At 52.8% G+C, this 12,846-nt stretch carries 4 protein-coding genes; all 4 read left to right on the top strand.

Going from position 1 to position 12,846, the window contains the following annotated elements; genetic code table 11:
- Positions 1-310: 310 nt before the first annotated feature.
- The 4 genes from BN6628_RS14015 to BN6628_RS14000 are packed head-to-tail and all read left to right on the top strand — an operon-like array spanning position 311 to position 12,844.
- Complete coding sequence (locus tag BN6628_RS14015; RefSeq protein ID WP_068618423.1) at positions 311-1,756, top strand: exonuclease/endonuclease/phosphatase family protein; 1,446 nt, start codon at positions 311-313, stop codon at positions 1,754-1,756.
- 14 nt (positions 1,757-1,770) lie between these two features.
- Entirely contained in the window at positions 1,771-6,642 is a 4,872-nt protein-coding gene (locus BN6628_RS14010; RefSeq protein ID WP_068618421.1) for a DUF6603 domain-containing protein, read from the top strand.
- Between the two features lie 15 nt (positions 6,643-6,657).
- On the top strand, positions 6,658-9,066 hold the full coding sequence (locus BN6628_RS14005) for a hypothetical protein (protein WP_068618420.1): 2,409 nt from the start codon (positions 6,658-6,660) through the stop codon (positions 9,064-9,066).
- Positions 9,059-12,844 carry a hypothetical protein gene (locus tag BN6628_RS14000; protein WP_068618418.1) on the top strand — a complete coding sequence of 1,262 codons (3,786 nt, stop codon included), beginning with the start codon at positions 9,059-9,061 and terminating at the stop codon, positions 12,842-12,844. Before BN6628_RS14005 ends, BN6628_RS14000 begins: the two co-directional genes overlap by 8 nt.
- Positions 12,845-12,846: the final 2 nt, after the last annotated feature.

Here is a 12,846-nt window from a genome sequence, read left to right as displayed (position 1 = left end):
ATTAGATGATGTGCATCGGGTTATTTTCATATAAACAAATCGACACTCTTTAACCCCCGGTGATATAATTACCATTAGATTACTTCTAAGGGATTTATATGCCCCAAATCCAATGAGACACTGATGCATTTCCTCTTACTACTCTTCATCTAGAATGCAGCCGCCAACATTTAAATTAACTTGCGTACCGTATTGTGATCCGCTGCTAGACCCATTTCTCTACTAATTCTGCTAGTCTTCACTTACCCCACTGTACACGCATAATCCAGCCAATCTGTTAAAAATTGAATCTATAGGAGGGATACTCCGGATGCCCAATCTCCGCATCATGAACTGGAACATTGAAGTACTCAGCTGGACTAAAATTAATGTTCCAGGGATGGCCGCGGCAATCGCCCGAACTATTGTCAGCCAGGACATCGACATCGTCATTATTGTGGAAGTCAGACTCACCCGGGTCTATCGTGTTATGTCTCTGCTCTCGGCCGCACTTAATAACGAGGCGGTAGCCATTAATCCCCTCCGTGTGAATGACTATAAGGGGTTCTTCCTTTCCTACAGCACAGGTTCAGAGCGTTACGGCTTCATTGTAAAAGATCTGGATACCATTCGGCCTGTGGGACTGGTAGCCGGGAATGGGCAGGACGGAAGTGCTAACTATCCGGTCTCCAATCTTAAGAAGAACAGCTGGACGGTGTGGCCGAGTAATGATTGGACAACTACAGCTTATCCGGTACAAGCTGGCAGACCTATGATTCCGCTAGTGGACTTATATGCTGTTTCTCCGCGCCGTAATAACCCAGCCCGCTTCAGAGGACAGGCCCAAGGAAATGGACCAAACGGAGGCAGCGGGTACTCTCTTGGAAGAGGGTTCCGCATGCCATGTCTGGCCATGTTCATGGTACATACTGCCGCCGGAGAATACCTTCTCCCAATTGTGTGCTGCCATTATGCGGCCGTCCGGTCAGGACGGAATTTTCTTGGACAAGGGCAGGTGAACCAGTTGATGTTCCTGCATATTTGTCAAATGTTTGATGACACAGTTGCGGTGCTGGCCGGAGGGCCACACAGCCATTTCATTGAGGTGGATGGCAACGCTGTCAGGGTTGAAGAGCTATTTTTTACCGGTGATTTTAATATGGATTTCTTAGAGAACGACCCTAACGGTACTAATATTCAGATGACCAACCATTCATCATACCGTGCACTCACGCCTACCCTTGAGCAGGGGGGATCCGCTGCTCCGGCCGCTTTGCCCGCACCCCCAGAAGCGCCTGTGCCTGCGGTTCCTTACACGCCTCCCTTTAGCAATGGCCCCTTAACCAACACGATCAATCAGCAGCAGCTAAAAGCTGCGGTGACCACTCAGGGAACAATATTAAAGAAATACAATGCAGGTGTGGTTCCTGCTTCAACCGATGCTCTAAAAGGTGCCGCTTTTGACAACTTCTTGTATGGCGGAACGGTTGCAAGCACGGCTGCTATTAATTTTGGAACCGGAGGTGTAGATGCCGGAGATGTTATTGACGTACCCGCAAACATAGTCCAGACCGGCGGAGTAGCTAACAATTCGGATATCGATGTATCCGGCGTGGCCGCTTATTATGCTGCCCGCACGAAGAAAAAGGCGCATCTTGCGCCGAGTCTGCAGGCGAATCAGGCTGTAGGGCCAGCTCTAACGGTGAATGACCGGTTAATTGGCGCCAGGCTGATCAGCGATCATCTGCCAGTTATTATTGATTTCATCTGTCCATAAAAGGGGGATAAAATATGGATTTTGCCAGCTTGAAGCAGTTCGTGCAGCATGCGCTGGAAACCTCTCCGTTTGAAATCTCCGGAGGAGAGCTGATCTCGAGGGCAGTAACGGCCATGCTCAGCCGCAGCTTTGGTACAGATAAGTTCAGCTTAAGCGGAGCCAAGGTCAGCGGACAGACGGACAGATCTATTACTGTTCAAGGTGCTGTCCTCGAATCCTACTCGGGATTTAGCGGACTTCAGGGGGAGATTGTTTTTACCGCAGCTGAAGAAGCTGTTCAGGTGGTCATACGGCTCTCCGGATTCCAGCCTGGCTGGAAACTTTCCGATCTGTACCCTCAGTTAGCTGGCGGCGTATTCGATCTGTTCAATTATTCAGGGCCGGTTATTCAACTGGATTCGATGGGCGGAGCGGCATTTCCAGACAGCTATCCCGAGGTGTATGGATATGTGCCAATCTCTGACACGATGAAGAAAGGGCTGGCACAAAGCATAGGCTTTGAGGCAGCGTTAACTTTAGCTAAGAAGGCGAGCGGACTTGAATGGCTGCTTGCTGCAGAAAGCTGGGGACTGTCGGGGCAGATTGCCAATTTCCAAGATCAGACGGCCGCTGTGCTGGCTTCTGTCCCGCAGAAACCTCTTGAAATCGCAGGTTTCAAGCTTCCATTCAAGCTTAACCTAGTCTCTGTCATCCTGGAACCGGTCAGCCCTGGTGATCCCTATACCACCGCGTGCTTGCTTCAACTTGAGGCAGATATTGAAAGAGACATCGGCAGAGCGCAGCCGCTAGTGATTCCCGTGTATATCCGCGAATACTCCGGCCGGATGAATATTGTGGCTGTCGAAAGCCGCCTTTCAGGACCGACGTCGATCCGAATGAGTGAACTCCCCAGTCTGATAGGCAGCGGCAGCTTGGATACACAAGTCCCTGGCTTGCTGCCCGCTTTGGATGATATTCAGTTGGAGCAGGTCGCTCTGACCCTCTCCGCAGCCAACCGCGAGCTGCTGAGCGCCAGCGCCACCATATCCTATAAGAATGACAGAGGCTGGGCCGTTCTTGACAATATCCTTGTGTTCAAGGGCATGCAGGTTACGTTCGATTATGCACCCGGCCAGGAAATGGCACTGGAGACCACGGTAGCGTGTACTGCCGTATTGTCTGGAGGAACTTTGGATGCATCCATTCTTCTGCCGGATCTGATCTTTACGTGTGAATTAACTGATGGTGTTATTGATATCGGCAGCATGATTGAGCATGCGGCTGGGGACCTGAAATGGCTGCCTCAGATTCAATGTTCTGATCTTAAAATCTTCGGGAACATCAAAGAGGGGAGCTACCGCTTCCAAGTCACGGTAGACAGTGATTGGAGCTTTCAGATAGGCCAGAAGAAGCTTGTGTTTACGGAAATCAGCTTGGATATTTCGAAGACCAGCCAAGCGGTCAGTGGTGAAATTACGGGGAAGTTTACCGTTGCAGAGCTTCCGCTCTACGTGATGGCGGAATACGAGACGGGTGCTGGCGCGACTTTGACAGGAGGGATAGGCGGCAGAGCAATTGGACAAGGTCTTTCCCTTACGAAGCTGACAGGTGAGATTCTGTCCTTGTTCAGTGTTTCTCTACCGGCACATGCTCCTGAGCTTACCCTAACAGGGCTGAATTTGAGCTTTAACACCAAAACTCATGATTTCAGTTTTATGTGCTCAAGCGGGTTAACCCTTGCCGAAATCCACTTTGACCTCGTAGTGGAAGTTAGCGTCGTTCATCAAAATGATAACCCCGATGTTACGTTTAAAGGTTATTTCTGGGTTGAAGATTCTGAATTTGAGCTTGATTTCATGTCAACGGAGATGAGCAAAGTCATCCAGGCCAGCTGGAGTCTGGCGAAGAAGCCGCATGATGATGCTGACGGGGATCAGGCCAAGCCGCTTGGACTCGATACACTCGCGCGTGCTTTTGGGCTGGATGCTGAACTTATTCCAGAAGGGCTGGATTTGGCCTTGGCCCGTGCATCGTTCCGTTATGATCTGTCAAGTGGTGATTTGGTATTAACAGCGGAATCAGCTCATTACGGCAATGCCGTATTTATTTCCAAGAGAATATCGGACACATCTTCAATTCAGGGCTTTCAGAGTGGTCAGAAGGAGCAGAACGGCCAAAGCGAGCAAGATGAACAGGATAAGCAGGATGAATTCAATCCTCTGAATGGACTGAATGAGCTGAATTCGCCGGGAATGATCCGGGTGTTCGCGTTCGGTCTTGACATCCCAACGGCTGTACGGCTCGCGGATTTGCCGCTTGTCGGCAGCAAGCTGCCGGAAGCGGAGCAGCTTCAGATCCGGGACTTCGGTTTCTGGTACGTGTCTCATGCTGTATCCAAGCAAGTTGTGGAGCAGTTAAACGGGCTCGTTACACAAAGCGGAACAACCAGACTTCCGAAGCTCCAAGATGCGGAGCTAAGTGCTCCAATCTGCTTGCAGGCAACACTTCAGCTTGGCGAGGACAGCACGCTGCTGCAGCTTCCGCTAAGCGGGCAATCGGTCAAGAAACCTAAACCTGTGTCCCATACTCAGCCCCTTGCTGCTGACATCCCGGGAACCAGTATTTCAAAGACCAGTAATTATCCTGCTCCAGCTAAAACAAGGGATACCCTAGCCCCTGCTGTTGATCCGACCAGCTGGTTCTCTATTCAGAGGACCTTTGGCATCTTTACGTTTAAAAGGATCGGCGTCAGATACGAGGGAGGCTCATTGACCTTTGTCCTGGATGCCTCCATTGCTCTTGGCCCCTTGAGCTTCTCCTTGGATGGATTGTCCATCTCTTCCCCATTGACCCGGTTTGCTCCTGTGTTCGGACTCAGCGGTCTTGGCCTCGAATATAACCAGGCTCCAATTGAGATATCGGGGGCGCTAATGAGAGTTCCAGGCAGTCAGCTGTCCGAGGACGTCAAGTTTATGTTCAATGGAACGGCTGTAGTCAAAGCGGAGGGATTTGCCCTGGCGGCGATCGGGTCCTACGCCCAGATGACCTCGGGTGATCCATCGCTGTTCATTTTTGCGGAGCTGGATGCGCCTTTAGGTGGACCTCCGGCTTTGTTCGTAACCGGACTTATGGGTGGATTTGGCTTCAACCGGATGCTTGAGGCTCCGGCCCAAGATGAGGTGTTGGGATTCCCGCTGCTTGCCCTTACCGAGCCTTCCCAGCCGGGGCGGGGTGATTCCCCCCGGGACCCTATGCATATTCTGGATGTTCTGCAAGGCAACGCCCCTATTGTTCCAAACGGCGAGAAGAAAGCTTGGATAGCACCTAAACCAGGAGAATACTGGTTGGCGGTGGGTGTTCAATTCACATCTTTTGAACTGGTCAGAACCAAGGCCCTGCTCATCGTTGATTTCGGCCGCGAGCTCCAATTTCTGCTTCTCGGGTTATCTTCCATGCAGCTGCCTCAACCGGAAGTAAACTCGCAGACTTATGTGAATCTGGAATTGCAGTTAAGGGCGGTGCTTCAGCCGAATGAAGGCTTCTTCGGATTGTCGGCTGTACTCGGCAGCTCTTCATATGTACTGTCCCGCGATTGCCATTTAACCGGAGGTTTTGCATTTTATTTCTGGTTCGGGGAGAACGATCATGCTGGACAATTCGTGTTGACTCTGGGCGGGTATCATCCAGCCTTTAAACCGCCGGAGTTCTACCCTCAGGAGCCTAGACTCGGGATTAACTGGGCGGTAAGCGACAAGGTATCCATCAAGGGCGGGGCTTATTTCGCCTTGACTCCTTCTTGTGTCATGACCGGGGGCGGACTTGAAGCGACCTTCCACGATGGAGATCTGCAGGCCTGGTTCACTGCTCATGCGGACCTGCTTGTGAACTGGCACCCGTTCAGCTTCCTTGCCCACATTGATGTTGGAATCGGCGTAAGCTACAGGCTGAACCTGTTGTTCTGCCACAAAACGATTTCCATTTCACTTGGGGCGACCGTTGATATGTGGGGGCCGCCAACAGGCGGGGAAGTTCATGTGAATCTCTCGGTAGTTTCGTTCACCGTCCATTTCGGCTCATCAGGAGCCGATCAGAGGCAAGACCCGCTGTTGTGGGATGAATTTACGAAGCTGCTCCCCAAACCAGAGGATATATGCAAGATCACGATTGCAAACGGGCTGTTTAAAACGCTGGAAAATGACGGGGAAGAGAGTGGACAGACTTGGGTGGTACGAGCGGGAAAATTCCGCTTTTTCACTCAATCAGCTATTCCAGCAAGTGAACTGCGCACAGGCAAGAATAGAGTCGAAACCACGGTTGAAACGCTGCATCATGCTGAATTAGACAACGGAGCCGTAGATCAGCCAACAATTTCTATAAGGCCAATGGATCTGACGGGGATTTCGTCGGTTCATACATTGAATGTTACCCATGTGGACTCGGGAGCACCGATGGATACCTGGGCATGGTCGCTTGTCCCGCGCTATCGGAACGTTCCTGAGTCGTTATGGGCTGTTCCACCCGAGCCATTTACCCAGGTGCCGGGTAGGCCGGAGGCGAAGGTGCTTAAAGACCAGCTGGTCGGATATGATGTTCAGCCTCCGATCTCACAGCTTGGATTCACCCGGGGTGCAGCGAATCTGGAGGTGCTTGGCGGGGAACAAGTGGCTGCTGGAGGATACCCCTTATCCCCGAATGCGGTGGAGGCTGGCACCTATAATCCGGCTGCTGCAGTAGATACGGTTGCTCAAGTGGCAGCGTTAATGAAGGATGAGGTCGTTCTGTCAAGGAATGCACTGCTGCAAGCGCTGCGGTCGTCAGGTCTGTACAATGGACCGTCCGGGTCGCTTGACCGGTATGCTGCGGAAGCCGCACATTCATTCAGTGATCCGCCCATGAGGCAATCTTGAGAGGAGGGGAAGATATTGCCGGAGATTAACACGAAGGCTGCAGGGGACGGTCAGATCATATTCTATGATAACTACACGCCTGGACTTGAAGCAGGACTCTGGAAAATCGAAGTATCCCACCAGCTGACCCACATGAATAAAGCTGTGAATACGGATCAACTGGGAGCAGTTCAGACCTTTGTGGTTAGCGCCCCACAGTTCTCATTAGATCCCTCACACATTGCTTCTGTCTATCCACCGGATGGCAGCAGCGGAAGATACGGGGAGGTGCTGCCGCATATCGTCCTGAGCGATCCCCATCTTCCTTGGGAACGCCGAATGCGGACCAAGGCATTACAGACCAGGAACGAGGGGGGGACCGATGTCGTCACGGATTCGAACGACCCCAAGGTTCCCTGGCTGGCTCTCCTTGTTCTATCTGAGCAGGAGCTGACAGCGGGTGTGGATGTCCATCTGCAGAACACTCTTACCCCCAATTTCAGCATAACGGCAACGGTGGGGGATTTTCTTAAAGAAGAAGCGGGTGTTCTCAAGCCCGCCATCGTAAAAGAAGCGGATGTTAGCCTGGCGGAGTCCTGCTCCTATATCCGGCTCCCTGTGCGGGTATTTCAGGACATTGCACCGAGGCTTGATGAGCTGCGATACTTCAGCCACTGCCGGCAGATCAGCGGAGTCGCACAAGGCTCCCCGGTTCAGAAAGAGGGAAGTGGGGATATGGTATCGGTCATTTGCTCGAATCGGTTCCCTGCCATGCTTCCACCTGAGTCGGACAGACCTGTAAGAAGTATCGTACACCTGGTCTCTATGGAGGGCTGGGAGGGGAAGTTGGCTGACGAAGCAGACTTTGCGGGCTATGACTACGTCTCGTTGTTATCGCTGGCGAGTTGGAGCTTTCAAACTCTTCCCGACCATTCGCAAGACTTCCATGGTCTGATGAACCACATTGCCGGGGTGGCCCCGGGTGACATGTGGCTGCGATTGCCACAGCCGCAAGGTGACGGTCCCGCCGGGAGTTCGGAAGAGAAGGAGATGACCCGAAGGATTCAGGAAGGCTTTGTTCCGCTTCCTTACCGGACGAGATCAGGGGAGGACACCTTTGCCTGGTACAGGGGGCCTCTGACACCACTGCTGCCGAAAATATTGGAGAAGCCATCTCCCTTCTTCACGGCTGACTCTGCCATCATTTATCAGGAGGCATTTGGTGTGTTCGATATGTCTTTGGCCAGCGCATTTGAGATCGGCCGGGCGATGGCTCTTTCAGATAAAGTGTTCGGTGCTAAGCTTCTGGATTTCCGAAGACGCGTTCACCGGCTGAGTGACAAGCAGTATTACCGGCTGAAGAGCAGCCTATTTGACAGGAGTCAAATCTCAACTGCCCGGCACGACAAGACACTGCAGGATACCTTGCTTGGAGTGCTGGACAATCAATTGGCCGGTCATATTGCGGAAGGTGTGCGTTTGACACGGGGGCTGGAACCTGAGGAGCTTGCCGAGCTACAGGAGATGGTTCCGTTACAATCGATACAGCAGTTCATGGCAATGCCGGAAGCGAAGCAGGCGATTGAAGATCAGGTCAGCAATGACCTGCTGCCGGTTGCCGAATGGCTTGCAGATCTTGTGCTGCTTCAGGGAATTCCTTTCGATTACCTTGTAGCAGACGAACGGATGCTGCCGGTTGAATCCCTGAGGTTCTTTTATATAGACAACAATTGGATAAGCGCAATGCTGGACGGGGCGTTAAGCATCGGTCTGGAGTCCAGCCGTCACACCAACTTCCATGATTTGACTCAGGACCTGATTCATGGGGCTGCTTATGAAATCACAGGCCGCTCCGCAGCTGATAAAGCCGGGACGCCAGCTGACGGTTCTTCATCTGAACGGATCAGCGGAATGCTGCTCCGCTCGGCTGTGGTCTCAGGCTGGCCGAATCTGGTCGTTCAGGCGTTCCATACAGACGGGTCTCCAATGAAGCTGCTGCGAATGGAAAGGTTATCGGCGAGTGTGCTTCTCTGCTTGATTGGCGGAATACCTGCATCCATCCAGATCAGTGAGCCTCGTGAGGGATTTGGCTTTGGTACGGATGACGACGGATGTATTGCCCTTCGCAATCTGCTCTCTCCACAGCATGATAGCGATCCGCAGCTTGGACAGCAGTTCGAGCAAGCGCCATTGTTTCAGGTAAGAGATCTGAAGGGAGAGAAAGCCTGCTGCATGAGGGGTTCAGACAGCCATGTGCTGAATTTGTCCCCGGAATCCGGGAACGGACTGCTCGGCATGTTAAAGGCCGGACTGCAGCCTTATATGAAGGGGCCGATTAATGCATTAGGACCGGCTGATTTTGCGCTGCTTATGATGAAGGAGCCGGAGTATGTCAAGCTAATCTGTCAACCGCAAGAGATGAAGGAGGAATCCCGGCGTGGCTGAGACTGAAATTATCGTGCCGGTGGAGCTTGATGCGCTTCTTGTCAACAAAGGTGTGTTGGCAAGAGACGGGTTCCGCCGCTGGCAGTATGACTACACGGCACTGGAGAAATTCCATAGTCCGGAACCTTTGGCCGGAGAACGCAATATCGGAGGAATGCAGGCAGGTGTGTACCTGCACTGGACACTTCCCCGTTCATTGAGGCATGGCGTGCAGCGGCAGGGGGAAGGGATCAGCTATCCGTTGGTGCCGAACCGTTGGCTGATTGTTCGCTTGAGCGGGCAGGAGCAGAGAAAAGCGGCAGCATGGGTGCTCGAAAGTGACTGTCCCTACACAGCTCATGTGAAGGGTGTTGGGACGGAGCAGACGAGCATGTACCTGGCGGATTCTAATTTGATCCGTATGTGGCAGAGCAGCCCGGACCCCTACCGCAGCAGCATTTCACTTACTCCAGATGCGGACAAGCCGCAGGTAGCCAATATAGGGATTCCGTTTCCTCTGGATTCAGGCTGGAGTGAACGGGCGGCGGATGCCATGTTTCTGACCGCTGTGGCACCAGGGAACTCTTTATTCGCATCATATGTTTCTCATAATGCAGGTGTATTCTCGTTCTATGACGATCTGGCGGGAATTAACCAGGATACTCTGAGTTATCAGGTTATTGGATGGTATTCCGACCCAGCCAAAGACATCATGGCATCCTGGAAAGAATCAGCTGGCTCGAGTTCCGATGAAGCATATGCCTCTTTATTGGACCAATTGGAGTGGACGTATAAAGGGTGTGGGGATCAGACCTCGCCTAGGGGCTCAGTCAGTCTTTATGAGGGCATGGTATTCAGTCTTGTCTGGGACCGCGACGGAGAGCCGCCGAAAGACGATCCCCTGAACGCGATCCGGGAGACCGGTAATCTTAACGTGGCCGTTGGCAATACAACCGCAGATGCTTTCTCGGCTCTGCTCTCTGTTCAGCTGGCCGCAAAGGGCTATGATACGAGAACAATCCCGCTCCTGAGAGCTCTGCAATATGACATGCTCCCTGCGCTCAATGAAGTGAACGGAGATGTGCTCTTAATGAACCGGATTCATGGGTCCTGGTTCGGTTCCAAATCTGGAGGATACAATTGGGCTATCGTTCAATCAGCCTCTGGTGAAGGCACAGAAGCGGAGCTGACACCGGAAGAGGCGGCTTGGCTTAGCCAACTGAATGCAGATCAAGCGGAGCTCGATGAATCGCTTCAAGCCTTGTACCGGCTGCAATGGGAGCTGAATGGGCTATGGCTCAAGAGAGGCCTTGATCCAGACAGCATGTGGCCTTCCTCTCCTCCCGGAGTCACGAATGCCAAGCTCGATCAGGAGCTTGATCCAGCCAATCCGGACAGCAAGGCAGGGCAGGCGGCTGCCCTGCTGCGAAAGGCAGCAGGCTTGCTCACCAAGGTGCCCGGACCATTGACCGGTGAGATGGGAACTGCTCAAGAAGCTTATCAGAAAGGTATCCAGCTCTTTGCCAAGAAGAAAGGGCTTGGCAGCGGCAAGATGCTGCTTGCGAAGGCTGCACCGAGGTTCTGGCTGGCGAATAACCCCGTGGTTGTCCTGTCAGGTGTGGAACCGCCGCCAGCCTTTGATCCTGACAAATCGCTTGTTGTCAGACTCCCGGAGGAGATTATCAGCGGGTTTCATGTGAAGGGAAAGCCCGTGGACAGCCGCACGGCCCGCTCGGCTGTGCCTCAGCTGAGCACGGGGGCGCTGCCTGCGGTCGTTCCTCAGCTGCTTGAAGAGTTTGTCTTCCTCGACCCGGCATCGGCTGCGGCTTTGGCGGCTGCCTGCGGGATTTCAGAAGCCGATGTGTTGGCGGTAATCAATAAGCGGAGCACTTCGGATTACACGGGGACGCTGCCTGCTCTGGCCGCTATGTGGCGTCAGCCCTGGAATCCGATGCTGATGGAATGGAAGGCCAATTATACGCATGTGCCTTATTTAAGCGGACAGACAAGGAACTGGATATTTGACGGACGTGAGTATAAGTATTCACCGGCAGCCGTTCAAACTTCACAAGTGGAGAACCGGGATATCGGAGGAATTTCCCTGCTTAGTCCGCATGCTCAGCTTATATTCGGCTCCAAGCTTAAGGATTTTATTCAGCATTATGATGACGATCATCAGTTAACGGAGCTTTATAATGAGATCGGCTCGGTTAGTGGATGGAAATATCTTGCCCAGGAGCTGACCGGATTCCAGGATATGATTGCGCTGCGGGATGGACGTGCATTCCGGCGTCCCACCACGAAGGACATACTCGGCACTGGCCCGGTCCAAGTGGGGGCCGGTCAGCTGATGGGCTACGAGGATATGTCGGTGCTCCCCGGCCCGTATTCCGGGCAGATTCATGATGTTCCATTCCTCCCGAATGGAACCACGCCCGGATTTCATGGTACAAGGCAGGGGGAGATGTACTTCGAGGAACTTCTGCTTTATGACAAGTTCGGACGAGTATTGCAGGTCATAGCTTCGGGCAAAGGTTCCGGGCTGTATAACGCGCAGAATTTTCCGCTTCTTAAAGATCAGGCGATGAGCGGGGACAACAAAATTAACAAGCAGATTGCTTCCGTCGTATCGCTTCCGCCCAGACTGCTGCAGCATGCCCGTCTTAACGCGCGGCTAGTTGATGGCATGTCAAGCAGCAAATCAGCCGCAGCTGCTGAACGATCTTCCTTGGGGTTAGCGAATCCGGTCTGCGGATGGGTCATCGCGAATCATCTTGACCACAGCCTGCTTCTCTATTCGCCGGAAGGTCTCGCACTTGGCGAATACAGATTGTTGGTTGAAGGGCAGGGAAAACGGAACGGGGAATGGTTGGCGCCGCCGCACAATGAAGTTGCGGTGCTTGATGATGTGGCCCGGTTCGCCCCGCACATTTATCAGATGATCACCTCGCCACAGCTTGCTGAGGAGGCGAACTTCAACGCTTTTCTCCGCGCCATTGATTCCACACTTTGGACTGTAGACCCACTAGGGAATCGGGATGACCAGAATCTGACCGTTCTGATCGGCCGGCCTTTAGCTCTGGTTCGGATGTGTCTGCAGCTGCAGCTGGAAGGTCCGCCTATCAGGGATGCAAGCTGGACTGCGACCTTTGATACGGCTGATCCTGAGTTTGTAGATTTCCCGTTCGATGTCCGGCTCGGCGATTTGGAGACAAGGCAGGATGGGGTTATTGGTTATTTCTTGGAAGACGATTACAGCACGTTCAACAGCTCGGCTGATCCAGAGGAGGAAGAATCAGATGAGCCGCAGTCTTATCTTCGACATATTGGAGCCGATCTAACGAATGGAACAAAGAACTATTTACAATTAAAGTTTCAATCGGGTAGTGAAGCCTTCGTCAGTCTCCTGGTTGATCCCAGGGCGGCTATTCATGTCTCGACCGGAATCCTGCCTGTGAAGGAAGTGACGATCCCGTCTGCCTTCACTGACCCAGCTCTTAGCAGCATGGAGACCACATTTCGCGTTGGGCCACTGCTCAGCCGGATAATACAGACTCCAGCCCAAGCAGAAAAGCCTCCTGTCTTCCCGCTGGCGGTCCGTTATCATTCGCCGGTTGAGCAGAACGGCTCCTGGTCATGGTGGGAGCGTAGTTCTGACAAGGATTGGAACGGTTACGAGCTGTTAAGTGCAGGAGATGAGGCCCGACTCGAAAGCGGGGCTGTTACCCTGCGCGACGGCGTCCTGCAGCTTGCAATCAAGCTGTCCGATCATCAATTCAATACCCCAAATAAGGAGTGACG

Source organism: Paenibacillus tuaregi, from assembly GCF_900086655.1.
Taxonomy (GTDB): domain Bacteria; phylum Bacillota; class Bacilli; order Paenibacillales; family Paenibacillaceae; genus Fontibacillus; species Fontibacillus tuaregi.
This window is presented reverse-complemented; position numbering and strand designations above follow the sequence as displayed.

What these genes read in the sequence shown, in the direction of transcription:
- BN6628_RS14015 (WP_068618423.1), top strand. Translation starts at nt 311, where the DNA reads ATGCCCAATCTCCGCATCATGAACTGGAACATTGAAGTACTCAGCTGG.
- BN6628_RS14010 (WP_068618421.1), top strand. Translation starts at nt 1,771, where the DNA reads ATGGATTTTGCCAGCTTGAAGCAGTTCGTGCAGCATGCGCTGGAAACC.